The organism is Adhaeribacter aquaticus DSM 16391, assembly GCF_000473365.1.
Taxonomy (GTDB): domain Bacteria; phylum Bacteroidota; class Bacteroidia; order Cytophagales; family Hymenobacteraceae; genus Adhaeribacter; species Adhaeribacter aquaticus.
Genome location: NZ_KI421517.1, coordinates 4339526 through 4365342, shown reverse-complemented (window position 1 = coordinate 4365342; position 25817 = coordinate 4339526). Strand labels below are relative to the sequence as shown.

Here is a 25817-nt window from a genome sequence, read left to right as displayed (position 1 = left end):
AAAAAGGCTGGTTTTAAACCAGCCTTTTTTATTTCTATTCAACCCGGGTCCATGTTTGCGACCGTCCAATCAGTGAAATTCCAATATACCCTTTCACCTCCATTTTGTTATTACTAATAACCTTCATAAAGCAGGAGTAGGTTTTACCATTTTTTGGATCATAAATAGTACCGTCTTCCCATTTATTATTACCAGCAGGTTTAAAATCTTTCATAAATACCAGTCCAATAAGCGGACGGTTTCTTAAATTTTCCTGAGGGTTGTTTTCATCCACTTTTGGTTTGCCATTTCGCAAAGGTTCTTTCAACCAGGTTATTCTGCCGTGTAGCTTATCACCCGATTTAAAAATTTCAAATTTAGCTTCCTTTTCTTCGTTCATCCAGGTTCCTATGGGGATGTCTTTTTTATTTTGAATAAAAGAGGATAAAAAAATTACTGCTAGTAGTAAAATAAAGATGAATGGATTTTTCATATAACAGGAGTTTTGGTAGGGGGCCTATTTCGAAATATACCAAAATAATTTTAATAGTTATATTACCTACCGTACAACATACAACAGTATTTTTTATTGGTAGTAAAAGAGAAGTTAAAATAAATTTTTGGCTTAGATTTAATAACATGAAAACCCCAGTGAAATTACTTTGGTTACAAGGAATTTACTTTTTTATTACCGGAGTCTGGCCTATACTACACATTACCAGTTTTTTACTAGTAACCGGCCCTAAAACTGATATCTGGCTGGTTAAAACTTTTGGCTTAATAGTAGCTATAATAGGTTTAAGTTTATTGGTAGCGGCCTTAAAAAAAGAATTTTCTGCCTCCGTTTATACGCTTGGTGTTGGAGGAGCTTTTTCCTTAATGGTGGCAGATATTTATTACGCCACCAATGATGTGATACCTGATGTTTATTTATTAGATGCAGCTGCTGAAGGAGTTATACTTTTAGGATGGGTTTGGTGTTTTATTAGGCGCTAAATAAAACTCTGTAGCTTGTTGTTTTTCAATGTGTTTCAATATTAAATACTATTATATAATATATTTTTAAATAAAAAAGTGCTTAATTTCTTTTCTTTCAAAGACTTGAAAAAAATATATAAAAAAAAGTGCAATTAATTTTGAATCTTAATTCATTAATTTTAGTTTAGTATTATATAAGTAGCGAGTGCTACGGCTTTCGGCTAATAACCATAAGATGCTTGGTGAAACCCAGAAAGAGATGTCGGATTTAAAGAAAGGAGGTCTAAATGTCTAGTCCCAAACAAATTTTGTCAAGCCTGAACAATGTTGAACCTTCTAATGGTGTTCAGTTTTAACACAGACTTCCGTCTGGTTTGAGACACAACAATTGTTCTTTAAGATCGAAAGATAGTTAACTTGAACAACAGGTTAATTGCTTGACGGGATTTTAAAGGATTTATAGAGCCTGGTAGCTTCATCAACAGATGGGGTACCAGGCTTTTTCTTTTAGCAATTATTTACAGCACCCTTCTTACTTGTAAAAATCGTTTTGTATAGCCGGTGCTATCCACTTTGCTGATTTTTACACCTCCATCGGAAGACGCATGTATAAATTCTAGCTTCTCCCCGGGGTGCGTAAGTACAATACCAACATGACCTGGTGTTCGGTCTGCCTCATTAGTACCTGTAAATATGAGTAAATCTCCTTTACGTGCCTGGCTCAGATCTACTGGAACTCCTTCCTTCGCTAGTAGGGCAGAAGAATGCGGTAATTTTATACCATGTTTATCATAAACATGAGATACAAAACCAGAGCAGTCAAAGCCTTCTTGAGTAATGCCCGCTGCTAAATAAGGTGTGCCTTTTAAGCTTAAGCCAAAGGCAATAATGCTGTCGGCTACAAATTCTTTTGAAATTTCCGTTTTAGCAATACCAGAGCCGTTTGGTTTTTTCCCTAAGAAGCTCTGTTTGGAGGCGGCACTTCCGCCATTTGCACTGGTTGCTTCGTATGATTGTGGTTTATCTGATACAATATTTTCATGTTTTATATTTTTATTTTGCCAGATAGCAAATGCAAGTAATGAGCACATAGTAAAGGCAAATAAAATCCAGGCTAGTTTCATCTTGTAAGCTTAGTTAGGTATTTATACTAGATACTTATTACGTATAATTTCTTATGTTGCCATATTGGTGCCAATTTTATTCTGAAAAGAAAAAAGCTCTTCTGCTTAATGCAAAAGAGCTTTTAATTATTTTATCTAAATCGAAATTAATTACTTTATCCGGATAAGTTCTACTTCCCTTACAGGTTTTATAATAAGTGGTACTTTCTCAACTTTTACAGAACTGGTGTCCAGGCCAAACCACTTATCTTCAGAATTGGTAAAATCTTTAATATAAAAATAGGCTTCCATTATAAGCTTTTCCATGAAAGGTAAATCATTTTCCATGGATAAGTATTTCTCCAGTACAACAAATCGGAAATCACCAATAACATTAGCCTTATTTAAAGATTGATAGCGGCTGGTTATATCTACTTCTTTATTCTTTACCAGGTTCTCAATAACTTTTCTAAAAAATAAATTAATGCGTTGTTCTACCCTAAAACCTAATCTAAAATCTACCCTAATAACATCATTCTCGGCAATATGATGCACTTTATATTCCATGGTATAAGGTTCATCGGTAATGTCAACGTGCAAAAACCAGTAGATATCTGCTCTTTTGGGCCGCTTTTGAAAAATGGAATAAATTATTTTAGATTCAATCTCATTTTTGCGATCTGCACTTGTCATAAAAATTAAGTGAGTAGAATATTTGGGAACCGTGTTATCCTCACTTAATTCTTTCAGGAATTCTATGTATTGGTTTAATTTAACATATTCAGTTAACCGGCGCTTGATATAGAAAGCTCGTAACCAAATATACATTACCCCTATAAGGGTTAAACCAATAGCCACTGATACCCAGCCCCCATGCGGGAATTTAATTAAGTTTGCTACCAGGAAGGAAAGTTCTATACTTAAATACACCAGTAAAAATAATATAATGGTGATTATTGGAAACTTCTTCATGTAGAGGTAATAACACAATAAAATGGTGGTAGCCAACATGGTAATGGTTATGGATAAACCATAAGCTGCTTCCATGTTTGAAGATTCCCGGAAATATAATACAACCGCAATACAACCAAGCCAAAGTAAACGGTTCATGCTGGGGACATAGAGTTGGCCTTTTACATTAGTGGGATAAATTAGCCTAACCTTAGGCCACATATTTAGTCTTATTGCCTCACTGATAAGCGTAAAAGAGCCGGTTATTAATGCTTGGCTGGCAATAATAGCCGCAATGGTGGCAATGGTAATACCTATAATTAAAAACCACTCGGGCATGATCAGATAAAACGGGTTGTCATTTTCATCTAAAGCCGTTCCCAGGTGCAAGGTTAGCCAGGCACCTTGCCCGAAATAGTTTAATAAGAGGCAAATTTTAACAAAAATCCAGCTTATCCGAATATTACCCCGTCCACAGTGGCCTAGGTCCGAATATAAAGCTTCAGCCCCAGTAGTACATAAAAAGACAGCTCCCAATAACCAGAAACCACCCGGGTAAGACGTCAATAAATGAAAAGCATAATACGGATTGATGGCGGCAAATATTTCCGGATGGTGTAAGGTGTTGAGCAAACCTAGGGTGCCCAGCATGGTAAACCAAATAAACATGATTGGGCCAAATGCTTTACCTACTATTTGCGTACCAAAACTTTGAAGTAGAAATAAAACCGCTAGAATAGCTATAACAATGGGAACAGTAGGAATATCCGGTTTAATGAGTCGAAGTCCTTCTACTGCTGATGAAACCGAAATAGGAGGTGTTATAATACCATCGGCCAGCAAAGCACTACCACCAATAATGGCCGGAATGGTAAGCCATTTAGCTTTACGCCGTACAAGGGTATATAAAGAAAAAATACCTCCTTCCCCATTGTTATCGGCCCTTAAGGTAAGAATTACATATTTTAAGGTGGTTTGCAGGGTCAGGGTCCAGAAAATACAGGAGATACCGCCGTAGATCAGGTCGGTATTTATAATATTTCCTCCTTCTTTTATAATGGCTTTCATTACGTAAAGTGGAGAAGTTCCAATATCACCGTATATAATTCCAAGGGAAATTAGCAAACCAGCCGTAGAAACCCGGTGTGTATGATGATGATTACTTGCCATCAAAGTAAAAGTTTACTCAAATTTATAATATTAGAAGCATACCTGCATGTTTCAGAATCCTTAAACCGGGATTCAGGGTTAAAAACAACAGGAAAGGATAAACAAATTGGGTGGAAAGGAGAGAGAACAAGAATTAAGGCTTCGTTAGTGAAAACGGAACAAAACCTCTTTAACAATAAGAAGATGTTATGGCAAAAAAAAGAAGCATAAAACAGATATATAGTTTTATGCTTCTTCAAGAATTTACTTATTAACAGAAAGTAATTCAACATCAAAAATTAAAGTGGAGTTTGGTCCAATATCTTCACCAGCTCCCTGTGCACCGTATGCCAGGTTAGAAGGTAAAAACAAACGCCATTTAGCACCTTCCTGCATTTTCATAAGGGCTTCCGTCCAACCAGCAATAACACCATTTACCGGAAAAGTAGCTGGCTGGCCGCGGTCATAGGAACTATCGAAAACAGTACCATCTATTAAAGTACCGTGGTAATGAGTGGTAACCTTATCAGTACGGCCAGGAGTAGCTCCGTTTCCTTCTCTTAGTACCTGGTACTGTAAACCGCTTGGCAACGTAACAACACCTTCTTTATTTTTATTTTCAGCCAGGAAGGCTTCTCCTTCTGCTTTATTGATTTCGCCTGCACGGCCGGCAGTTTCGGCCTGACGAGCTTGCATTAATTGTTGCAGCTCCATCATGGCGGACTGAACTTCTTCCTGGGATAAAGAGGAGTTAGTATTATTTAATACTTCCTGAAAACCTTTAAAAAAGTTAGTAGTTTCTACTTCAATACCTTGCTTAAGCAAATTATTGGCAATATCCCGGCCAATTATATAACTGATTTTTTCTTGGGTGCTGTTGAAGCTCATTTTAATTAAAGTTATGCACGGGTAAGTGCGCTGTTAGTTTTATTAAAAAGTGGCACAAAGCTACACTTTTACTTCCTGAACGAAAACACTTTTCAGGAGTTACTTTAAAGAATTATTCCTTTTACTTTATTACCTCATTTAAGTTTAAATTAAAATAAAGTCTGTCAATTACTTAGCATTATAATGTTATACTAAACTAACTAGGTATCTGAAGTTCTGCTAATTTTAAATTTTTAAAACATTTGTTAGCCTAAAGGGATACATATAAAGTCAAGTCCCTTTGATGTATAAAGAATTTGAGGATATACTTAACGGCACTTTAAAGCTGTACGATGGAAAGAACAAAAGAAAATAAGAAAGAAAATATACTGAACGTAGCTGAAAGGATATTTTCTGAACTGGGATATGAAGGTACTTCGACTCGGTATCTGGCCAGTGAAGCCGGAGTAAATATGGCCATGCTAAACTATTACTTTGGTTCTAAAAATGGGGTATTAAAAGCTGTACTGGAACGAAAAATTAAAGGCATGCGGCAAATGTTGCTGGTGGTTAAAGAACAAGAAATATCCTCGTGGCAAAAATTAACTACTGCTTTTGAAATTTATGTAAATCGTTTGACCCTTAACGATAGTTTTTACCGGATTATCCATCGGGAAATATCTCTTGTAAGCCGCACAGAACTAAGCGACTTTGTAGTAGAAAATGTTTTAGCTAATATAGGAATATTAAGAGAAATCATAGAAGAAGGAATTCAGAATAAATCTTTTAAAGCGGTAGATGTTGAAATGACCATATCCAGCATGTTGGGTACTATTTATTATATTCTTAATTCAAAGTTTGTTAGTTCTGAGCTGCTTAACCTGGATCTTTTAGATCCGGAGGTAATGGAAAAACAATTAAGGCCCCGAATTAAAAATTATATGAAAGAAAACTTAGAAGCCTTTTTACTAAATAAAGAGGAGCTTGTTTAGGTACTTGTAAGGATTTAAAATCTTTTAAATACCTTGTTATTAAGTGCTTAAAGTAAAAATGTTAGCCAACAATGTTCAGGTTGTTTTGGAGTTCTGGTAAAAGAATAGTTGGCTCTCGCTATTTAAGCAACTTAGTTTTGATGACGTATTTAATGTAGACTTTTCATAAATTTATAAATACAGCATCAGGAGGTAAATAAGCCATAATTATAGTTAAGGTTCTTTTCTTAGATTAGAGGTAACAAAAAAAGCCAATCTTACAGGATTGGCTTTTTTTGCAATATCATAGTTTCTATAAATAAAGATGAATATCTTCATCAAGTAAGTTTAATTGGATGTCTTCAGGTGTTACCCAAACTTTAACAAAATAACCTAGTGTGCCTAATACCAGAATGGAGGAGAGTGTAGCGATCTTTTTCATGGGAATACCTGTTAAATCTTTTACTAAATAAACGCTAAAAGCCTAAAATTGTTATATTCAAATGTTATTATAATGTTAATTTTAAAGATTTTTATTAAAATTAATTTAATATATCAGCATTTGAACGAGCTTGTATTGAAAATTAACTAAAAAATTCCAAAAAAGCAACTCCAGTTAAAGTTATTTTACATATTTCTTCTGTACTGCCCGCCTACTTCAAATAATGCATGTGTAATCTGACCCAGTGAGCAATATTTTACCACCTCCATTAAAGCCTCAAAAATATTACCGTTACTAATAGCTACCTGTTGTAAGTTATTTATAACTTCCTCTGTAGCATTGGCATGGCGGGCTTGTAAATTTTGGAGCATGGAAATCTGGTATTGCTTTTCTCCTTCAGTTGCCCGGATGACCTCATCCGGAATAACGGTAGGTGATCCCTTGCTGCTTAAGAACGTATTTACCCCAATAATCGGGTATTCGCCAGTATGCTTGAGGGTTTCGTAGTACAAGCTTTCTTCTTGAATCTTGCCACGTTGATACATAGTTTCCATCGCACCTAATACACCTCCACGTTCAGTAATCCGGTCAAATTCTAGTAAAACAGCTTCCTCTACTAAATTGGTCAGTTCTTCTATAATAAAAGATCCTTGCAGTGGGTTTTCGTTTTTAGCTAAGCCCAGCTCCCGGTTTATGATTAGTTGAATGGCCATTGCCCGGCGGACGGAATCTTCGGTTGGCGTGGTAATGGCCTCGTCGTAAGCATTAGTATGTAGCGAATTACAGTTGTCGTAAATAGCATACAAGGCTTGCAGCGTGGTACGGATATCGTTAAAATCAATTTCCTGGGCGTGCAGCGAGCGGCCTGAAGTTTGAATATGGTACTTCAACATCTGGGAGCGCGCGTTAGCCCCGTATTTCAGCTTCATGGCTTTGGCCCAAATACGACGGGCCACCCGGCCAATTACTGCGTATTCCGGGTCGATGCCGTTGGAGAAGAAGAATGAAAGATTAGGGGCGAAGGCATTAATATCCATACCGCGACTCACATAATATTCCACAAAGGTAAAGCCATTAGCTAGGGTAAAGGCTAATTGCGAAATCGGGTTGGCGCCCGCTTCGGCAATGTGGTAACCCGATATAGAAACCGAATAGAAGTTGCGTACCTTCTGGTCGATGAAGTATTGCTGTACATCGCCCATTAAGCGTAACGAAAATTCGGTACTGAAAATACAGGTATTCTGCGCCTGGTCTTCTTTTAAAATATCGGCCTGTACGGTACCCCGAACAGCAGCTAAGGTTTTAGCTTTAATTTCTTCGTAAAGGTCTTTTGGCAACACCTGGTCCCCAGTTACACCCAAAAACATTAAACCCAAACCATCGTTACCTTCAGGCAATTCGCCTTGGTAGCGCGGCCGTTCCTGACCTTTGGCCCGAAATATTTCTTCAATCTTCTGGTTTACTTCTTCCTCTAGATTGTTCTGTTTAACATAAATTTCGCACTGTTGGTCAATGGCGGCGTTCATGAAGAAAGCCGTTAATACAGCAGCCGGACCGTTGATGGTCATGGAAACAGAAGTTTTCGGGTCGGCGAGGTTAAAGCCGGAGTACAACTTTTTGGCATCATCTAAACAGCAAACCGATACGCCGGAATTGCCAATTTTACCGTAAATATCCGGTCGAAAATCCGGGTCTTCGCCGTAAAGTGTAACCGAATCGAAAGCCGTAGATAAGCGTTTGGCAGGCATGCCTAAGCTCACGTAGTGGAAGCGGCGGTTCGTGCGTTCCGGGCCGCCTTCGCCGGCAAACATCCTGGTTGGGTCTTCACCTTCGCGCTTAAACGGGAATACGCCGGACGTGTACGGGAACTCGCCGGGTACATTTTCCTGGAGATTCCACTTTAATAAATCGCCCCAGGCTTCGTAGCGGGGGAGGGAAATTTTAGGGATATCGAGCTGTGATAAGGATTTGGTATAGGTTTTAATCCGCAGTTCCTTATCGCGCACCTTAAAAATAAAATCTTCATTTTTGTACGATTGTACTTTTTCCGGCCAGCGTTCCAGCAGCTTTTTATTTTGCCCATCCAGTTGCAGTTCCAGTTCGGTAAAAGCCTGGTCCAATTGTTTAATCAGCCGGTCCTTATCTTCTATGTTTAAGGCCAGTATGGCTTCCTTTGATTTCTGAATGCCGTAGAGCTTCTGGGCAATATCAGCTTGTTTTTCTACCCATTTATCGTAGTTGCGGTTGGTTTCGGAAATTTCTGATAAATAACGGGTGCGGCTGGGCGGAATGATATATACTTTCTCCGACATTTCGCCGGTAGCCAATAGTTGCGAATCAAATATTACCCCGGTTTTTCCGGATAACTTCAGCATTACCGCCTTGTACAACTGGTTCATGCCCGGGTCGTTGAACTGGGAAGCAATGGTGCCGAAGACCGGTACCTGATCGTCGGGGGTGTCCCAAAGCTGGTGGTTGCGCTTGTATTGTTTTTTTACATCGCGTATGGCATCCAGGGCGCCACGTTTGTCAAATTTATTCAGGGCAATAACATCGGCAAAATCCAGCATATCGATCTTTTCAAGTTGCGTGGCGGCTCCGTATTCCGGCGTCATCACGTACAAACTCATATCCGAATGCTCAATAATTTCCGTATCCGATTGGCCGATGCCCGACGTTTCCAGGATGATCAAATCAAAACTGGCGGCCTTTACAATATCTACCGCATCCTGCACATATTTGCTTAAAGCCAGGTTGCTTTGCCGCGTTGCCAGCGAACGCATATAAACCCGCTCGTTGCTAATCGCATTCATCCGGATTCTGTCGCCTAGCAAAGCTCCGCCTGTTTTACGTTTAGAAGGGTCTACCGAAATAATGGCAATGGTTTTATCCGGAAAATCAGCTAAAAACCGGCGCACCAGTTCATCTACTAAACTCGATTTACCCGCGCCGCCAGTGCCGGTAATACCCAAGACCGGAGTATTTCTATAATTAATATCTGATGTTCCTTGATCAGATAAAGAAATAAGCTGCGCTTTTATTTTCTCGTATTCAGCAGGGAAGTTTTCGGCGGCGGAAATTAGGCGGGCTATAGATTTGGCATCTTTTGCTTTAATGTGGTTTACTTCGCCGTTCAAGTTTTGGCCGGTAGGAAAGTCACAGCGTTGCAACATGTCATTTATCATACCTTGTAATCCCATGGCACGGCCGTCGTCGGGAGAATAAATGCGGGCAATGCCGTAGCGGTGGAGTTCTTCAATTTCAGAGGGAAGAATTACACCTCCGCCGCCGCCAAATATCTGAATATGTCCGCAGCCGCGCTCCTGCAATAAATCGTACATGTATTTAAAGTATTCCAAATGGCCGCCTTGGTACGAGGTCAAAGCAATGGCCTGCACGTCTTCCTGAATGGCACAGTCTACAATTTCCATCACCGAGCGGTTGTGGCCCAAGTGAATCACTTCGGCCCCGGAAGCCTGGATAATCCGGCGCATAATATTAATAGCAGCATCGTGCCCATCAAATAAAGAAGCAGCGGTTACTATCCGGATGTGATTTTTGGGTTTATATATTTCTGTCGAGGTTGGCAGCATGGTTATAATATAAAAGCACCTTTTGTTTAAATAACGAAGGTACAGAAAATAACTAGGTATAATTATTAGGAATTATCCATTCAGCGTAACCTTAAGCGGTAAAATAATATATAGATATTTCGGTATTCGGGTATTTGGATTACCTTTTATAATAAAAAGAAGAGAGGAAAATTTACTTCCTATCCAGAACACCGTAAAACAATACAAAATTTTAGGAACTACCATAAACTTATGTCTGATTTGCTTCAGTTGTTAATTAAAGATTTTTTAGATAAAGAAATTATTGAGAACCTGATTTGGCTTTTCCCAATAAGTTTGTCCTTTCTGTTTCAGTATCTTTCTGAAACAGGGGAGGTACGACCAGAAATCCAATTCGGAGAATTATTTAAGGCTGTTCAGCTTAAAGCCATATTCGCAGATTCTAAAACCTTCCCGGATTGTATTCCGGTGCTGGAGCCGGAAATTATTATGGAGGCTTATGAAGCCGAGAAAGATCATCCGGATTTTGATTTAAAGGAATTTGTGCTGCGTAATTTTAAGCTGCCTGCCGAACCAGGTACTAATTTTACCTCTGATTCTAATCTTTCAGTTACGGAGCATATTAAAAAGCTCTGGCCTATTTTAACCCGTCCGGTTGTTAACGATTTTAGTTCGCGTATACATTTGCCTTATCCTTATGTGGTGCCAGGGGGGCGTTTTCGGGAAATTTATTACTGGGATAGTTATTTTACCATGTTAGGTTTACAGGAAGATGGGGAGATAGAGCTAATTGAACAAATGGTGGATAATTTTACCTACCTCATATACACGGTGGGGCATATACCTAACGGTAACCGGAGTTACTACAAAAGCCGTTCACAACCACCTTTTTATGCCTTAATGTTAAAGTTGTTATGTGAAATAAAAGGGGAAGGAGTTTATAAAACGTATGGTCCGGCTTTAAGAAAAGAATATGAATTTTGGATGGACGGTGCCGACAGTCTAAACGAAAAAAATATTTGTTACCGACGGGTAGTCAGGTTACCGGATGGGTCTATACTAAACCGTTTCTATGATGATTGTGCTGAACCTAGACCGGAGTCCTATATAGAAGATATAGCCACGTCCCGGTTTAGTCCGCAGAATCCGGAAGACTTGTATCGGAATATCCGGGCCGGAGCAGAATCGGGTTGGGATTTTACCAGCCGGTGGTTTGCAGACGGAAAAACAATGGAAACTATACATACCTGCGATTTAATTCCGGTAGATTTAAATTGTTTGGTTTATTACATGGAGTGTACCTTATCTCATGTAGCTACCTTAAACGGAGACGATGAGGAAGCAGAGTTTTTTAAAGAGAAAGCGACCAAAAGAAAACGGGCTATTTTAAAATACTGCTGGAGCCCCAAGCTGCGTTTTTTTATGGACTATAATTTTAAGACGCATCATCATACATCGGCATTAACCTTGGCGGCAGTTTACCCATTGTATTTTAACATTGCCTTACCTAAACAAGCCGAGTGCGTAGCTGAAAGGTTAAACAATGACTTCTTAAAGCCAGGTGGATTGGTTATCACTTTAAATCACACCCACGAACAATGGGATGCCCCAAATGGTTGGGCAGCGCTCCAATGGATGGCTATTCAGGGGCTCCGGCATTATGGTTTTATTGGCCTGGCAAACCGTATCAAAGAAAGGTGGATACACTTAAATATTGAAATTTATAAAGCTACTGGTAAACTGGTAGAAAAATATAATGTAGAGGATCCGCATGCACCTGCAGGAGGGGGAGAATATGCGTTGCAAGATGGTTTTGGCTGGACAAATGGGGTACTTTTAAAATTACTATCCGAAGCTTCTGTTGATGGAACAGAACATCATGGGCATATTTAGGTTTAGAATTTAATAAAATCTTTAAACGAAGAGTATTTACAGGTTTCCAAATTCTAAAAGCAAGATATTTCAACATAAAATTTGTACTTTTGTACTTCGTTTAAAGCACGTATGAAGAACATTCGTAATTTTTGTATAATTGCCCATATTGACCACGGAAAAAGTACGCTTGCTGACCGTTTGTTGGAGTTTACCTCTACGGTTGCAGAGCGTGAAATGCAGGATCAGTTATTAGATAACATGGACCTGGAGCGGGAGCGCGGTATCACGATTAAGAGCCACGCCATTCAGATGGTTTATCATTATAAAGGCGAAGATTATATACTAAACCTGATTGATACCCCAGGCCACGTAGACTTTTCTTATGAAGTGTCCCGGTCTATTGCCGCTTGTGAAGGTGCCCTTTTAATTGTAGATTCCTCACAAGGTATCGAGGCTCAGACTATTTCAAATTTATATTTAGCTATTGGAAACGACCTGGAAATTATTCCGGTTTTAAATAAAATTGATTTACCACATTCCATGCCGGAAGAAGTTTCCGACGAAATTATTGATTTAATTGGGTGCGATAAAAGTGATATTATTCATGCTTCCGGCAAAGCCGGTATTGGTATCGAAAATATATTAAATGCTATTTGCGAGCGTATCCCAGCTCCTAAAGGCGATCCTAAAGCTCCGTTACAAGCTCTTATCTTCGATTCGGTTTTTAACTCGTACCGCGGTATAGAGGTTTACTTCCGGATTATGAACGGTACGCTGAAAAAAGGCGACAAAGTTAAATTTGTAAATACTGATAAAGTGTATAACGCCGATGAAATTGGCGTATTAAAGCTAAACCAGGAGCCTCGCAATGAAATGGAGGCGGGTAATGTAGGTTACCTGATTTCAGGTATTAAAAATGCCAAAGAAGTAAAAGTAGGGGATACCATTACTACCGTAGAAAATCCAACAAAAGAATCTATCCAGGGTTTTGAGGAAGTTAAGCCTATGGTTTTCGCCGGTATTTATCCGGTAGAAACCAGTGAGTTTGAAGAACTACGGTCGGCAATGGAAAAATTGCAGCTAAATGATGCTTCCCTGGTTTGGGAACCAGAAAGCTCAGTGGCCTTAGGTTTCGGTTTTCGCTGCGGTTTCTTAGGGATGTTGCACATGGAAATTGTGCAGGAACGCCTGGAGCGGGAATTCAACATGACGGTTATTACAACTGTGCCTAGTGTTCAATTTAAAGTATTCTCGACCAAAGGCGAAGAAGTTACCGTTAATGCGCCTTCTGATATGCCGGAACCGAATTATATCGACCGGATTGAAGAGCCATTTATTAAAGCCCAGATTATAACTAAATCTGATTATGTTGGTGCTATTATCTCCCTTTGTATGGATAAGAGGGGCCAAATTAAAAATCAGAATTATTTAACATCTGACCGGGTAGAAATGGTATTTGAAATGCCATTAGCCGAAATTGTTTTTGACTTTTTCGATAAGCTGAAAACCCTGTCCCGTGGTTATGCTTCCTTAGATTATGAATTAATCGGCTTCCGTACTTCGCATCTGGTAAAACTGGATATTATGCTGAATGGGGAAAAAGTGGATGCTTTAAGTGCTATTGTACACCGCGACAAAGCCTATGACTGGGGCCGGCGTTTGTGCGAAAAATTGAAAGAATTGCTTCCGCGCCAAATGTTTGAAATTGCTATTCAGGCAGCTATTGGGCAAAAGATTATTTCCCGCGAAACCATTTCTGCCTTAAGTAAAAACGTATTGGCTAAATGTTATGGTGGTGATATTTCGCGGAAGCGGAAACTCCTAGAGAAGCAGAAGAAAGGTAAGAAACGGATGCGCCAGGTAGGTAACGTAGAAATTCCTCAAGAAGCTTTCTTGGCTGTACTTAAACTAGACTAAGAAAAGAATTTGTAAAAAGTGAGACGTAAAATGATAAGTTTTCGTCTCACTTTTTACTTTTAATCTCTGAACACCAAATAATTCATAATAAACTTTTAACTCTTAACTTTTTATTTTTCGTGGAACTCATTGACGGTAAAAAAATATCGGAACAGATAAAAGAAGAAATTGCAACAGAAGTAAACCAGATTAAAGCAGAAGGAGGAAAGGTACCTCATTTGGCCGCTATATTGATAGGCCATGATGGAGGCAGCATTACCTATGTAAATCACAAAGTAGCCGATTGCCAACATGTAGGTTTCCGGTCTTCTTTATTTCATTATGAGGACGATATTACCGAAGAGTTTTTATTAGCAAAAGTAGAAGAAATAAATAATGATGCGGATATAGATGGGTTAATTGTGCAGTTGCCTTTGCCTAAACACATAAATTCCCAAAAAATCCTGGAAGCTATTAATCCGCAAAAAGATGTGGATGGTTTTCATCCAGCCAATGTTGGCCGAATGGCAGTAGGCTTACCTACCTTTTTACCAGCTACTCCGGCCGGTATCATAGAATTAATTCGCCGCTACAATATCGAAACCTTTGCCAAGCACGTTGTAGTAGTAGGACGTAGCAATATTGTTGGTTCGCCGGTTAGTATTTTACTGGCTAAAAATGCAACTCCAGGTAATGCTACTGTAACGCTTTGCCATCGGTATACTGAGAACCTAAAACAATATACCTTACAAGCTGATATTTTAATTGTGGCAGTAGGTATACCAGGTTTAATTACCGAAGAAATGGTAAAAGAAGGAGCTGTTGTAATTGATGTAGGAACTACCCGGGTAAAAAGTGATGTTACCAAATCAGGGTTTAAGTTAAAAGGCGACGTGGATTTTGAAGCAGTAGCGCCTAAATGCAGTTATATAACCCCGGTACCAGGTGGTGTAGGTCCGCTTACCCGCATGATGCTCCTTAAAAATACGCTGAAGTCAGCTAAAAAAGAAGTTTATCAATAAGTAGAATAGTTGGAATTAGTTAAAGATAAAATTATAGCGTCTATTCATTCGGTTCCAAAGGATGGTAGTACGTTGCCGGTTATGGAATCCTTCTATACCATACAAGGGGAAGGATTCTATTCTGGACATGCCGCTTATTTTATTCGGTTAGGCGGTTGTGATGTTGGGTGCCATTGGTGTGATGTAAAAGAATCATGGGATGCCGAAGCCCATCCACTCACAAAAATAGACGAAATTGTCTCTAATGCTCTTCAGTACCCGGGAAGGTTAGTAGTAATTACCGGAGGAGAGCCGTTAATTTATAATCTTCAACCGTTAACGCAGAAATTGAAAGAAGCAGGTTTCCAGATAAATCTGGAAACATCTGGTGCTTATCCGTTGACCGGAACGTGGGATTGGGTTTGTGTTTCGCCTAAAAAGTTTAAAGCCCCGGTTCCCGAAATATTACCTCAGGCTCACGAACTTAAGTTAATAATATTTAATAAATCGGATTTTACCTGGGCAGAGCAATATGCCGCTCAGGCAGGAGCTCAAACCAAGCTCTTCTTACAAACCGAATGGAGCCGAAGCGCTGAAATGCTGCCGTTAATTGTTGATTATATAAAAATGAATCCGCAATGGCAAATCTCTTTACAAACACACAAGTATTTAGATATTCCGTAAACATGATAAAGCTGCTGGTTAGTATATGGTGTTTGTTTTTACCTTTAGGTATACTCGCTCAGCAATCCAAACTCACTACTACTTCTAAAAAAGCAGTGGACCTTTATAATAAAGCTAATGATTATATAAAAGAACGTAATCTGCCGAAGGCGATTGATGCCTTACATGATGCAACGAAAAAGGATTCCACGTTTGGCGAAGCCTATATAAAATTGGCTGGCCTTTATAAAATGGCTGGTGACAAACAGAAAGCTTTTTCAAGCTACAGACAAGGACTACGAGTTTTGCCATATGCTCCAGGTTTGCAAATGGAATATTATACTTTTGCGCAGTTATGTTTGAATGCTGGCTATTACTCGCTGGCTAAAGAAAACTACGATAAATTTTTACAGGCTACACCCAAAGGAACCAAAGCTTTTAATTATGCCCAACGGCAGCAAAAGAATATTGCTTTTGCAGAAGAGGCTATCAAAAATCCGGTAAATTTTAAGCCATTAAGGCTGGAAGCTCCTTTGAATGCCTTTGCTTTGCAATACTTTCCGGCCCTTACCGCCGATCAGAAACATATTTTATTTACAGCCAGAGCCGGGAACAGGCCAGAGCACGACGAGAACTTATTTGTTTCAGTAAAACGGGGCGAAAATTGGAGCGAGCCGGTTTCTATTTCTCCTAATATTAATTCCCGTAAAAATGAAGGGGCCGGTAGCATCTCCGGCGATGGAAAAACCTTGGTATTTGCTTCCTGTGATCGGCCAGACTCTTTTGGTAGTTGTGATTTATATATTTCTTACCGATCCGGAGAACAATGGAGCAAGCCGGTAAATTTAGGACGAACGGTTAATTCGAGTAGCTGGGATTCCCAACCTTGTTTGTCTGCCGACGGACGTACTTTATTTTTTGCATCCTCACGAAGCGGTGGAGTCGGAAGCGAAGATATTTGGATGACTACCCTTAATGAAGATGATACCTGGACAGTACCAGTGAATTTGGGTAATAAAGTAAATACTGCCGGTAACGAAAATTCTCCTTTTATTCATTCCAGCGGTTCTACTTTATATTTTTCAAGTGACGGACATATTGGAATGGGCGGAACAGATATCTATAAAGTTACGCAAAGCGGAAATGGCGCGTGGGAGGAAGAACCTCAAAATTTGGGTTATCCTCTTAATACTTTCGAAAATGAAAATTCATTGTTTATTACCACCGACAACAAATCAGGCTATTATTCCCGGCAGATAACGAGCACCCAGGGAGTAGCCAGCATCCAGTTGTTTCAGTTTGAGGTGCCGTTGAAATGGAAAAGCAAAGAAGAAAGCACCTATGCTCAGGGAAATGTTTTTGATTTTTCCACTAAAAAACCATTGGGAGCTATGGTCCAAGTATACGATGTGGCTACAGGCAAACTGGTGCAACAGGTACAAAGTGATCCTCAAATAGGTGATTATACCGTAGTATTAACCGAAGGTAAACAATATGCCATGTATGCTTCCGCACCTAATTATTTACTTAAAAGCTTAAGCTTCGATTATACTGGTAAACACGATTTTAATCCTTTAACACTGGATATTTATTTAGAGCCTATAAACAGTGGTGCAGCTATAGTATTAAATAATTTGTTTTTTCCAACCAGAGAATTTTCTTTGGAGGCAAAATCCAAAACAGAATTAAATAAACTTATTCAGTTTTTAACTCTTAATAAAAAAGTTAACATTGAGATTTCTGGACATACGGATGATGTGGGCAATGATAAGTTTAACCTGGACCTCTCTATAAAACGAGCTGAATCGGTAGTAAAATATTTAACTGCCAATGGAATTGCTCCTGCCAGAATTAAAGCCAAAGGCTTTGGAGAGTCTAAACCATTAAAACCAAACAATTCTGAGGAAAACCGACAAATTAACAGAAGAATTGAATTGCGGGTGCTTTAAAAGCTACTTTACAGCAGTTATAAATAAAAGAGGCCACAAAAGTGGCCTCTTTTATTTTATTAATTAAGTTCTTATTTTTCCCGGTCTGCATATTGTTCATACCGGGCCGGGTCCTTCTTCCGGTCTTTTTTACGGCCTATTGCACCACCAGCAGCTGTACCTGCGGCGGCTCCAATAATTGTACCTTTGGTTCCGCCACCAATAACACGACCAGCTACGGCGCCACCAGCACCACCAATTGCGGCTCCTTTAGCTTTTTTACTCCATCCTTTTTTTTGTTGCGGCTGAGTTGTTTGGGCTTCGGCAACACTACCGCCTAATATGACGGTTGAAAATAAAACTGCTATATATAAACGAATATTCTTCATGATAAAATATATTTTAATTGTATATATAGGATTAAACGAAGAGTTTGATATTTGGTTAGGCTAAAAAGGTGCTATTCATTTACCGAAAGATGCATTTCATAAAAAAAATAAATTTTAAGATAGAATAATTTTAATATGCATTTTGACTGAGGAAATAGGACTAAGAGTAAACCTGGTTTTTAGAAGTTAATCAGCATAGGCAGGAAGGAGTTAGAATCACGTTAAATAAGGGTTTTATATTAGTAGATTTTTGGGCGACTAATCTTTATTGTTCAACAGATGTTTAAGATTGTTAATCGAAAAAGAGGATATATAAATATATAAATATTTAGTTTTGTTTATCGGTTAAGTCTATATAAGCATGATAAAACAAATTTCTCTACTATTTTTGTTACTGGTACTTTCAAAAGTAGGTGCGGATAAAAGGGATACTGATGCTAAAGAATTGCAGGTTTCTCTTACAGTCGAATTAGAGAATCAGGTTTGGCAAATACCAGCGGCTAATTGGCTTCAGGAAAAAAAGGAAGCTTTATTACCTAATGTAGCCCAGGCTAGGTTTCCTAAAAAAGAACTACCTGCTGAAAAAGATAATACAACTTTGGAAGCTTCTTATACGCAAAAATTATTTAAGCTAAACTAAGGTCTTGAGGAGGTAAAAAAAGACCTGAGGAAATAACAGTTTACTGGAAATAAATATATTCTCTTCAGGAAAATGTGTAAAAAGAAAAAGCCGGCTACAACACCGGCTTTTAGTAGAAATTTAAAAATTAACGGGCATCTATGGCTACGTAATCGCGCTCATTTTCGCCTGTATAAATCTGCCGCGGACGACCGATAGGTTCTTTTTGTTCATGTAATTCCTTCCATTGAGCAATCCAACCTGGTAAACGGCCAATGGCAAACATTACTGTAAACATTTCATTTGGAATACCTAAAGCTTTATAAATAATTCCGGAATAAAAATCTACGTTTGGATAAAGCTTACGGTCTACAAAGTAAGGATCTGTTAAAGCGGCTTCTTCCAGTTCTTTGGCAATATCTAAAGCCTGATCTTTTATACCTAAGTTGCTTAGTATATTATCGCAGGCAGCTTTTATTATTTTAGCCCGAGGATCAAAGTTTTTGTAAACCCGGTGACCAAAACCCATTAAACGGAAAGGGTCGTTTTTATCTTTTGCTTTTTCAATCCATTTTTTAGAATTGCCTCCATCAGCTTTAATGGCTTCCAGCATCTCAATTACTTCCTGATTAGCTCCGCCATGTAACGGGCCCCATAGGGCATTTACACCGCCGGAAATAGAAGTATATAAACTGGCATTAGAGGAACCTACTAAACGAACAGTAGAAGTAGAGCAATTTTGTTCGTGATCGGCATGCAGAATCAATAACTTATTTAAGGCATCAACCACCACCGGGCTAACTTCATATTCACTGTTATTTCCGCCAAACATCATCGACATAAAATTGGCACAATAATCAATGTTGCTGTTAGGAGCTGATGACACAGAACCGGAAGAATGATTATGAATGGCAGCGGCTATAGTCGTAATTTGACCAATTAAACGGACAATATTGTTATTTACTTCGTCTTTAGGCTGATTAGGATTTAGTGATTCCGGATAGAAAGCAGTTAAAGAGCTTATTAACGCTGATAAAACACCCATGGGGTGAGCCGTTGTAGGAAATCCACTTAATATTTTTTGCACACCTTCAGGAATGGAAAGCTGCTCTTTAATCTGTTTATCAAAATCAGCAAGTTCATTGGTAGTTGGAAGTTTACCGTAGATAAGCAGGTAAGCAACTTCAATAAAACTAGATTTTTCAGCAAGTTGCTCAATAGGGTAGCCCCGGTAACGCAATATACCTTCTTCACCATCCAAAAAAGTTATGGCACTTTTTGTAGCTCCGGTATTTTTATAACCAGAATCTAATGTAATATAACTCGTTTGGGCGCGCAGGGAAGAAATATCAATTGCTCTTTCATTCTCAGTACCTACTACAACGGGCAATTTATAGGATTTACCCTCAATTATAAGTTCAGCGGAATCAGACATGGTGTGTTTAAGTGTTTAAGATATGGTTATTTATCTTTTGGAAGCGAAATTAGATAAAAATGAATAAAGATGAAATGAAATATTTTTTATTTCTCCTTTAATTTAATAAATATAAAATTCATAACCAATCCCTCTATTTATTATTAATTATCCAAACATTTAAGGTAAAAATTATTAATCAGCCTTTATTTTTCAAGCCTACCACTTTTAGCTTCTCTTTACTTAAAAAATTGCTGCTTAATTAGAGGTTTATCGGTTAAAAAATACCTTAACCTAAATCAATAGTAGGTTTTTAGAGGAATCACCATAAAAAAAGAAGGGATAAGTTTAAAAACGTGTATTTTTTTTTAAAAAACTCATGAAAAATTAAAGGTATTTAACAAGTGTTCTAATTTGAGCTATTAAGACTGTTAAAATTTTATCAATCAAAGTTAAAAATTAGTTAAAAAATTATTAAAAGGACATTAAAAATCAAGGGTAGATTATAAAAACGCTATTTTTTTAAAGAGGTGTATCAAAAACTAACAGATATTTTTACATTTGTTCATAAATAAACGGAAATACCTGTAAAAAATTAGGTGTTGATTTGAATAAAAGGATCAAAAAATAAAATAAGCCTTTAAAAATTAGGTGAAATCTTAAAAATTATAAACCATTTCAAGCTTTTAAACCCTTAAAAATTATCTACTAAAACATCTTAAACATGAAAAGAAGAATTACACTATTGTTATTATCTGCAGTATTTTCTCTTGGAGTTTCGAAATCTAAAGCTCAGGATGTTCGCGGCACTACACAAAGCGAACACCCTTTCAGCATGACTGTTACTCTGAATTCTGATCAATTTTTTGGCTTTTATCCATTTTTTCAAGGTTCATATGGTTTGACTGAGAAAACTGCGTTTACCTTCTATGGAATATTATGGTCAGGAGGAACCGGCTCTGCGTGGGGAAACTGGACTGAATTTGGAATGGGCGTTAGCCTAAAACCATCACAAAGCCTTACTGTTACCCCACAAATCGGTGTACTTAGCGGAAGTCTTTTGTCTGGACTTGGAGGGGCTGAATTTGGAGATGGTATTGTGCCCAATTTAACTATAGGTGCCAATACAGATAAATTTTTAGGAGAACTTTATGGAGGATATTACTATGGATTAAAACATGGCAACCCTACCACATTAAATTATCTTCACTATTGGACTAATGGCGGTTATAAATTCAATAATTTCTTTGCTGTTGGTGCACACTTGGAACATCTGAGGTTTATGGGAGGAAACAACAAAGCAGAAGCTGGAAATGCTAAGGATTATTATATATCTGCTGGTCCTTTTGTCCAGTTTTCCAATCCAAATGGTACTTCCTATGCAAGATTCCATGTCGGCCCAAATTTGGCTAATGAATCTAAGCGTGAAGTAGCTTCTGATTCGTTCTGGAAACTTACTTTAGGACATACTTTTTAATTTGTATCTAAGATATACCTTAAGGAAAGGACTAGCTGTTTTCACTATTTATACAAACTTTATCTGTTATCTTCAAATATTTCACATATAAGAGCGGGTTATTTTGATGATTCGAATAAAATACATTACTAAGGTATATTTTCCGGCTATGGTCTTACTTTAAGAGTATTGCGAAATTGTTAGAAAGTCTTTTTACTTTTAAACCTGAACATCGCATTTATTCGGCAAACTATATCCATAACAAGGATGTGTATGGAGATTTTAACAAGAAATCCCAGGTAAATTTTGCACGGCCTTTATTTATACTTTCGGCTTTACAAAATAATAGTTTGAACAATAGCTGAAAATTCCTGGCTTATGGGTAGCACCTAAAGACCAGGAATTTTTATTTTCTTACGCTAATAGTTAACAATCACAGGTAAAGTCCTGAATATCGTAGCCAGGGGCAGGCTTACCTTCTAACCGAACAATTTTGTCTAATCTAACTTCTTCGCCTGTATTCAATTCTAAAAACTCACCGGAAGGCTTACTTATGAATTCTTTTATAAGGGCCGCAGTAGATATGTACTCATGGAAGTCGTTAAAATAATGCAACCGAATATATTTTCTTTGCGCTTTCAGGTCTTTTAGTTCCTGAAGGAAAGGAACCGATACAGGCTCATAATTTTCTTTTATATCTTTCATAAATATTAGTGGCTAGTACCTCTTATTATACGAAGACAAGTAATAGGAAGTACGTATTAAAAGGAAAGTGAAAAAGTGTTTTCAGGATTATCTAATTTCGTACTTTTGCGGATATTTTTAATGGTTACGTGCACCATATTAGTTTGTCCTGCATGTTCCTCGAAAAGTATATCGTTTTTTATTTCAATGTTTTTAACCTGAGCAATATTGGGGGCTTCCAGATAACACCAGGCTGCTTCGCCTTCAATTTCAAAGCCTAAATAAGTTAATGGAACAATTTTTCCTTCAACCTTTACCTGTAAATGTTTTTGTAAGTAATCAAGTATGAACTTATCTGCTTGTTCATTACTGCCTGGTTTTAAAATATTTAATTTTGTTTGGTATTTTTTTACCAGAGCGGCTTCTAAATCATCCGTAAAAATGCGGCAGGAAATTTCCAGGTTTTTTGATTTTGAATTGTGTTTTACATCCGTAACACTGACATAAAAGGGATGCAGTAAACTAATAAAATGAATGAAACAAATATATAAATAATACATGCCGAAAGATAGAGAACTATTTGCTAACACAAATTTAAGAAAAGGAATTCATGAATGACTTTTCTTTATATTTTGGTTTAGGGTTAGAACATATTCTGGATTTACAGGGATATGACCATATTTTATTTGTGTCGGTTTTATGTGGCATTTACTTGTTTTCGGATTGGCAAAAAATACTGGTATTAGTAACGGCTTTTACTATTGGGCATTCTATAACTTTAATCCTAAGTGTTTTTGAAAAAATTCAGGTATCCGTTGGCTGGATTGAATTTCTGATTCCGGTTACCATTATGTTTACCGCCATAAGTAATTTAATTTCAGTAAATAAGGTTGCTAGTATTAAAGTTAGAAACTATGGGTTAACGTTATTGTTTGGGTTAATTCATGGCTTAGGATTTTCTTTTTATTTGAAAAGTTTATTAGGTAGAAACGCCAACATTCTTTTAGAATTACTGGCCTTTAATGTAGGCCTGGAAGTTGGACAAATTTTAATTGTTATATTTGTGCTGCTATTTTCTTACCTGGTTGTAAATCGCCTGAAAGTTTCACAGCGGAATTGGAACATACTTTTATCCTCTCTTATTTTGGTTGTTTCACTTTACATGGCAATTGAGCGCCTACGGGAATTATTATAATTTTTATTTTAGCTATTGTATAATAGCCTTTTCAAGAAATGATTGAGTACAAAAATCTAAATTTATGAAATACAGCCTCCTTTCTTTTGTATTGGGATTAGGCATTAGTACAGCGGCTTTGGGGCAGCAGGCTAATAACCCGGATTCTAATCATGGTAATAAATTTGAACAGTTAGGTACTATTATTCAGGACCCTAATGTTTATCGTTCAGCCTCCGGAGCACCTGGACCAAAATATTGGCAACAACGGGCTGATTATGATATAAATGTGGATCTGGATGACGAAAAACAACGCATTACAGGTTCCGAAACAGTTACTTATTATAATAATTCGCCTGATCCGCTGACCTACATCTGGATGCAGCTGGATGAAAATGAACATGACCCGAAAAGCGACAACCAGAAGTTTGATGAAAGTCGGATGAAGGAGCGTATGACGGTAAGAGACCTGACTTCCATCATGGGGCACGGGCAGGACTTAGGGGTAAAACTTAAAAAAGTTACCGATGCTAATAATAAGAACCTGAAATACACCGTAAATCAGACCATGATGCGGATAGAGTTGCCGGCAAAATTAATGCCTGGCCAACGTTTCCGGTTTAAAATTGACTGGTACTATAATATTTCTGACCGCATGACCATTGGTGGACGGGGTGGTTATGAGTATTTCGCGGAGGATAAAAATTATTTGTATACCATTACCCAATGGTATCCCCGCTTAGCAGTTTATTCCGATTTCCAGGGTTGGCAAAATAAGCAATTTACCGGTCGTGGCGAGTTTGCATTAACTTTCGGTAATTTTAAAGTGAACATTACAGCCCCAGCCGATCATATTATTGGAGCCACAGGCGAGTGCCAAAATTACAATCAGGTTTTATCAGGTACGCAGTTAAGCCGCTGGAATAAAGCCCAAACAGCTAAAGAACCTATAGAGATTGTTACGCTGGAAGAGGCTAAACAAGCCATGAAAGCAAAAGCAGCTAAAAAGAAAACCTGGACTTATGTAGCCAATAATGTTCGGGATTTTGCCTTTGTTTCTTCCCGGCGCTTGGTATGGGATGCCATGGGAACTAATGTAGAAGGTAAAAAAGTAATGGCTATGTCTTATTACGGACCGGAAGCCTATCCATTGTACCGCCGGTATTCTACTAAAGTGGTTGCCCATACCTTAAAAACCTATTCTAAACATACCATTGCCTATCCTTACCCGGTAGCCATTTCAGTAGAGGCCGCCAATGGTATGGAGTATCCCATGATTTGCTTTAACTACGGTCGGGCAGATAAAGATGGTACTTATTCTGAAACCATAAAATACGGAATGCTTGGCGTTATCATCCACGAAGTAGGGCACAATTTCTTTCCTATGATTGTGAATTCGGATGAGCGGCAATGGTCTTGGATGGATGAGGGGTTAAATACATTTTTACAATACCTGACAGAGCAGGAATGGGATAACAATTATCCATCAAAGCGTGGGCCTGCCCATAAAATAGTGGATTACATGAAGCTTCCTAAAAACCAGTTGGAGCCTATCATGACCAATTCCGAGAACATCATAAATTTCGGACCAAATGCTTATGCTAAGCCTGCTACTGCCCTAAATATTTTGCGCGAAACCGTAATGGGGCGGGAGCTGTTTGATTACGCATTTAAAGAATATGCCCAACGTTGGGCATTTAAACACCCAACGCCTGCTGATTTCTTCCGGACGATGGAAGATGCCTCCGCAGTTGATTTGGATTGGTTCTGGCGCGGGTGGTTCTATAGCATTGATCCGGTAGATATTGCTATTTCCGACGTAAGGTATTATCGCATGGATACTAAAAATCCGGAAATAGAAAACGCCCAGGCCAAGAAGGAACTGGAGCGGGATGATTACATTATTAGCCGCGAACGAAATAAAGCTGCTGGAATTAATTTTGCTGTAGACCAGGATACCAGCTTAAAGGATTTTTATAACAAATGGAATCCTTTTGCCATAACGGAAGCTTCGCGGGAAAGCTTTAGAAGATACTACAACTCTTTAACACCTCAGGAAAAAACGTTGTACGATGCTAAAAACTTCTTTTATGAAATAGATTTCACTAACATAGGAGGTCTGGTGATGCCTATTATATTAGAATGGACGTTTGCTGACGGGACAAAGGAGACTGAAAAAGTACCGGCTTATATCTGGCGCAAAAATGAGAATAAGGTGACTAAAGTATTTGCTAAAACCAAAGAGGTAACTGGCATTAAATTAGATCCTTTTTTAGAAACCGGTGACATAGACGAAGGTAATAATTCCTGGCCGCGTATTTTTGCACCATCACGTTTTGAGTTATTTAAGCAAAGAGAAGGAGCCGCACGTGGTTCATCTACCGGTTCAAATCCGATGCGGGATAGCAGACAAACTAAATAAAAACAATAAAGAAATTAATTTTAAAAAGGTAGGCCAAAAGCTTACCTTTTTTTATGCCTTGCCAGTTTTATTATAGCAGGTTAACATCTGGTAATTTTTTTCACAACAGTACGTTGCAATAAAAAATTGATTTCTTTTAATGAGGGATGATTTTTAGCCAACTTTAGATTGCTAATTCAGCAAAACAAAATAAAAGACTGTAATGTCTAGGATTTTGCTGTACTAACCTAGCATGATCGGGAAATAAGGCAGCACTACAGGTTAAAATTGCGCAGGGTGCCAAA

At 38.1% G+C, this 25817-nt stretch carries 22 protein-coding genes; 12 read left to right on the top strand and 10 right to left on the bottom strand.

Annotation, left to right across the window (positions count from 1 at the left end):
- Positions 1-34: 34 nt before the first annotated feature.
- On the bottom strand, positions 35-472 hold the full coding sequence (locus ADHAQ_RS0121665) for a DUF2147 domain-containing protein (protein WP_026464711.1): 438 nt from the start codon (positions 470-472) through the stop codon (positions 35-37).
- 146 nt (positions 473-618) lie between these two features.
- Here ADHAQ_RS0121665 and ADHAQ_RS0121660 point away from each other — a divergent pair, with 146 nt between their 5' ends.
- The gene (locus ADHAQ_RS0121660; RefSeq protein ID WP_026464710.1) at positions 619-975 is read left to right on the top strand and encodes a hypothetical protein; all 357 of its coding nucleotides are present in this window, start codon (positions 619-621) and stop codon (positions 973-975) included.
- A 500-nt stretch (positions 976-1475) separates the two neighbouring features.
- Here ADHAQ_RS0121660 and ADHAQ_RS27445 read toward each other — a convergent pair whose 3' ends face one another.
- Together ADHAQ_RS27445 and ADHAQ_RS0121650 are read right to left on the bottom strand one after the other, a co-directional pair.
- A complete protein-coding gene (locus ADHAQ_RS27445) occupies positions 1476-2081 on the bottom strand; it encodes a C40 family peptidase (RefSeq protein ID WP_051360092.1) in 606 nt (201 codons plus the stop codon).
- Positions 2082-2231: 150 nt separating this feature from the next.
- Positions 2232-4181 carry a KUP/HAK/KT family potassium transporter gene (locus tag ADHAQ_RS0121650; RefSeq protein ID WP_034256999.1) on the bottom strand — a complete coding sequence of 650 codons (1950 nt, stop codon included), beginning with the start codon at positions 4179-4181 and terminating at the stop codon, positions 2232-2234.
- On the opposite strand from ADHAQ_RS0121650, the gene ADHAQ_RS28565 reads away from it, so the two are divergent.
- Positions 4161-4391, top strand: coding sequence for a hypothetical protein (locus tag ADHAQ_RS28565; protein WP_211240605.1), 231 nt, complete (start codon positions 4161-4163; stop codon positions 4389-4391). The two genes, ADHAQ_RS0121650 and ADHAQ_RS28565, sit on opposite strands and share 21 nt — an antisense overlap.
- A 33-nt stretch (positions 4392-4424) precedes the next feature.
- On the opposite strand, the gene bamJ is transcribed toward ADHAQ_RS28565, so the two are convergent.
- Positions 4425-5048 carry a BamJ family beta-barrel-assembly machinery protein gene (bamJ, locus tag ADHAQ_RS0121640; protein ID WP_026464707.1) on the bottom strand — a complete coding sequence of 208 codons (624 nt, stop codon included), beginning with the start codon at positions 5046-5048 and terminating at the stop codon, positions 4425-4427.
- Positions 5049-5380: 332 nt separating this feature from the next.
- On the opposite strand from bamJ, the gene ADHAQ_RS0121635 reads away from it, so the two are divergent.
- Complete coding sequence (locus ADHAQ_RS0121635; protein ID WP_026464706.1) at positions 5381-6019, top strand: TetR/AcrR family transcriptional regulator; 639 nt, start codon at positions 5381-5383, stop codon at positions 6017-6019.
- Positions 6020-6311: 292 nt separating this feature from the next.
- Here the strand turns inward: ADHAQ_RS0121635 and ADHAQ_RS28920 are convergent, their stop codons facing one another.
- Both ADHAQ_RS28920 and ADHAQ_RS0121630 read right to left on the bottom strand, forming a co-directional pair.
- Complete coding sequence (locus tag ADHAQ_RS28920) at positions 6312-6440, bottom strand: hypothetical protein (protein ID WP_281172378.1); 129 nt, start codon at positions 6438-6440, stop codon at positions 6312-6314.
- Between the two features lie 185 nt (positions 6441-6625).
- The gene (locus tag ADHAQ_RS0121630; RefSeq protein WP_026464705.1) at positions 6626-10033 is read right to left on the bottom strand and encodes a methylmalonyl-CoA mutase family protein; all 3408 of its coding nucleotides are present in this window, start codon (positions 10031-10033) and stop codon (positions 6626-6628) included.
- A 231-nt stretch (positions 10034-10264) separates the two neighbouring features.
- Between ADHAQ_RS0121630 and treF the strand changes: the two genes are divergently transcribed.
- The 5 genes from treF to ADHAQ_RS0121605 all read left to right on the top strand — a co-directional run bounded on the left by treF (position 10265) and on the right by ADHAQ_RS0121605 (position 17396).
- Complete coding sequence (treF, locus tag ADHAQ_RS26680; RefSeq protein ID WP_051360091.1) at positions 10265-11905, top strand: alpha,alpha-trehalase TreF; 1641 nt, start codon at positions 10265-10267, stop codon at positions 11903-11905.
- A gap of 111 nt (positions 11906-12016) precedes the next feature.
- A complete protein-coding gene (gene lepA, locus ADHAQ_RS0121620; protein WP_026464704.1) occupies positions 12017-13804 on the top strand; it encodes a translation elongation factor 4 in 1788 nt (595 codons plus the stop codon).
- A gap of 119 nt (positions 13805-13923) precedes the next feature.
- Entirely contained in the window at positions 13924-14805 is an 882-nt protein-coding gene (locus ADHAQ_RS0121615; protein WP_026464703.1) for a bifunctional 5,10-methylenetetrahydrofolate dehydrogenase/5,10-methenyltetrahydrofolate cyclohydrolase, read from the top strand.
- Positions 14806-14886: 81 nt separating this feature from the next.
- A complete protein-coding gene (locus ADHAQ_RS0121610) occupies positions 14887-15468 on the top strand; it encodes a 7-carboxy-7-deazaguanine synthase QueE (RefSeq protein ID WP_084524056.1) in 582 nt (193 codons plus the stop codon).
- Positions 15469-15470: 2 nt separating this feature from the next.
- Positions 15471-17396, top strand: coding sequence for an OmpA family protein (locus tag ADHAQ_RS0121605; protein WP_034256996.1), 1926 nt, complete (start codon positions 15471-15473; stop codon positions 17394-17396).
- Positions 17397-17467: 71 nt separating this feature from the next.
- On the opposite strand, the gene ADHAQ_RS26675 is transcribed toward ADHAQ_RS0121605, so the two are convergent.
- Positions 17468-17764 carry a YMGG-like glycine zipper-containing protein gene (locus ADHAQ_RS26675; protein WP_051360089.1) on the bottom strand — a complete coding sequence of 99 codons (297 nt, stop codon included), beginning with the start codon at positions 17762-17764 and terminating at the stop codon, positions 17468-17470.
- 361 nt (positions 17765-18125) lie between these two features.
- On the opposite strand from ADHAQ_RS26675, the gene ADHAQ_RS0121595 reads away from it, so the two are divergent.
- Complete coding sequence (locus tag ADHAQ_RS0121595; RefSeq protein ID WP_026464700.1) at positions 18126-18404, top strand: hypothetical protein; 279 nt, start codon at positions 18126-18128, stop codon at positions 18402-18404.
- A gap of 127 nt (positions 18405-18531) precedes the next feature.
- Here the strand turns inward: ADHAQ_RS0121595 and ADHAQ_RS0121590 are convergent, their stop codons facing one another.
- Complete coding sequence (locus ADHAQ_RS0121590; protein ID WP_026464699.1) at positions 18532-19818, bottom strand: citrate synthase; 1287 nt, start codon at positions 19816-19818, stop codon at positions 18532-18534.
- A gap of 703 nt (positions 19819-20521) precedes the next feature.
- On the opposite strand from ADHAQ_RS0121590, the gene ADHAQ_RS0121585 reads away from it, so the two are divergent.
- Entirely contained in the window at positions 20522-21274 is a 753-nt protein-coding gene (locus ADHAQ_RS0121585) for a DUF6733 family protein (RefSeq protein ID WP_026464698.1), read from the top strand.
- A 405-nt stretch (positions 21275-21679) separates the two neighbouring features.
- Here the strand turns inward: ADHAQ_RS0121585 and ADHAQ_RS0121580 are convergent, their stop codons facing one another.
- Together ADHAQ_RS0121580 and ADHAQ_RS26670 are read right to left on the bottom strand one after the other, a co-directional pair.
- The gene (locus tag ADHAQ_RS0121580) at positions 21680-21958 is read right to left on the bottom strand and encodes a hypothetical protein (protein WP_026464697.1); all 279 of its coding nucleotides are present in this window, start codon (positions 21956-21958) and stop codon (positions 21680-21682) included.
- 56 nt (positions 21959-22014) lie between these two features.
- Positions 22015-22497 carry a DUF6702 family protein gene (locus ADHAQ_RS26670; RefSeq protein WP_034256994.1) on the bottom strand — a complete coding sequence of 161 codons (483 nt, stop codon included), beginning with the start codon at positions 22495-22497 and terminating at the stop codon, positions 22015-22017.
- A 50-nt stretch (positions 22498-22547) separates the two neighbouring features.
- Between ADHAQ_RS26670 and ADHAQ_RS0121570 the strand changes: the two genes are divergently transcribed.
- Together ADHAQ_RS0121570 and ADHAQ_RS0121565 are read left to right on the top strand one after the other, a co-directional pair.
- Complete coding sequence (locus ADHAQ_RS0121570) at positions 22548-23132, top strand: HupE/UreJ family protein (RefSeq protein ID WP_026464696.1); 585 nt, start codon at positions 22548-22550, stop codon at positions 23130-23132.
- Positions 23133-23196: 64 nt separating this feature from the next.
- Positions 23197-25533 carry a M1 family metallopeptidase gene (locus ADHAQ_RS0121565; RefSeq protein WP_026464695.1) on the top strand — a complete coding sequence of 779 codons (2337 nt, stop codon included), beginning with the start codon at positions 23197-23199 and terminating at the stop codon, positions 25531-25533.
- The last annotated feature ends 284 nt before the right edge of the window (positions 25534-25817 follow it).

What these genes read in the sequence shown, in the direction of transcription:
- bamJ (WP_026464707.1), bottom strand. Translation starts at nt 5,048, where the DNA reads ATGAGCTTCAACAGCACCCAAGAAAAAATCAGTTATATAATTGGCCGG.
- treF (WP_051360091.1), top strand. Translation starts at nt 10,265, where the DNA reads ATGTCTGATTTGCTTCAGTTGTTAATTAAAGATTTTTTAGATAAAGAA.
- ADHAQ_RS27445 (WP_051360092.1), bottom strand. Translation starts at nt 2,081, where the DNA reads ATGAAACTAGCCTGGATTTTATTTGCCTTTACTATGTGCTCATTACTT.
- ADHAQ_RS28920 (WP_281172378.1), bottom strand. Translation starts at nt 6,440, where the DNA reads ATGAAAAAGATCGCTACACTCTCCTCCATTCTGGTATTAGGCACACTA.
- ADHAQ_RS0121565 (WP_026464695.1), top strand. Translation starts at nt 23,197, where the DNA reads ATGAAATACAGCCTCCTTTCTTTTGTATTGGGATTAGGCATTAGTACA.
- ADHAQ_RS28565 (WP_211240605.1), top strand. Translation starts at nt 4,161, where the DNA reads ATGATGATGATTACTTGCCATCAAAGTAAAAGTTTACTCAAATTTATA.
- ADHAQ_RS0121580 (WP_026464697.1), bottom strand. Translation starts at nt 21,958, where the DNA reads ATGAAAGATATAAAAGAAAATTATGAGCCTGTATCGGTTCCTTTCCTT.
- ADHAQ_RS0121660 (WP_026464710.1), top strand. Translation starts at nt 619, where the DNA reads ATGAAAACCCCAGTGAAATTACTTTGGTTACAAGGAATTTACTTTTTT.
- ADHAQ_RS0121585 (WP_026464698.1), top strand. Translation starts at nt 20,522, where the DNA reads ATGAAAAGAAGAATTACACTATTGTTATTATCTGCAGTATTTTCTCTT.
- ADHAQ_RS26670 (WP_034256994.1), bottom strand. Translation starts at nt 22,497, where the DNA reads ATGTATTATTTATATATTTGTTTCATTCATTTTATTAGTTTACTGCAT.
- lepA (WP_026464704.1), top strand. Translation starts at nt 12,017, where the DNA reads ATGAAGAACATTCGTAATTTTTGTATAATTGCCCATATTGACCACGGA.
- ADHAQ_RS0121605 (WP_034256996.1), top strand. Translation starts at nt 15,471, where the DNA reads ATGATAAAGCTGCTGGTTAGTATATGGTGTTTGTTTTTACCTTTAGGT.
- ADHAQ_RS0121665 (WP_026464711.1), bottom strand. Translation starts at nt 472, where the DNA reads ATGAAAAATCCATTCATCTTTATTTTACTACTAGCAGTAATTTTTTTA.
- ADHAQ_RS0121610 (WP_084524056.1), top strand. Translation starts at nt 14,887, where the DNA reads ATGGAATCCTTCTATACCATACAAGGGGAAGGATTCTATTCTGGACAT.
- ADHAQ_RS0121635 (WP_026464706.1), top strand. Translation starts at nt 5,381, where the DNA reads ATGGAAAGAACAAAAGAAAATAAGAAAGAAAATATACTGAACGTAGCT.
- ADHAQ_RS26675 (WP_051360089.1), bottom strand. Translation starts at nt 17,764, where the DNA reads ATGAAGAATATTCGTTTATATATAGCAGTTTTATTTTCAACCGTCATA.
- ADHAQ_RS0121590 (WP_026464699.1), bottom strand. Translation starts at nt 19,818, where the DNA reads ATGTCTGATTCCGCTGAACTTATAATTGAGGGTAAATCCTATAAATTG.
- ADHAQ_RS0121630 (WP_026464705.1), bottom strand. Translation starts at nt 10,033, where the DNA reads ATGCTGCCAACCTCGACAGAAATATATAAACCCAAAAATCACATCCGG.
- ADHAQ_RS0121595 (WP_026464700.1), top strand. Translation starts at nt 18,126, where the DNA reads ATGATAAAACAAATTTCTCTACTATTTTTGTTACTGGTACTTTCAAAA.
- ADHAQ_RS0121650 (WP_034256999.1), bottom strand. Translation starts at nt 4,181, where the DNA reads ATGGCAAGTAATCATCATCATACACACCGGGTTTCTACGGCTGGTTTG.
- ADHAQ_RS0121570 (WP_026464696.1), top strand. Translation starts at nt 22,548, where the DNA reads ATGAATGACTTTTCTTTATATTTTGGTTTAGGGTTAGAACATATTCTG.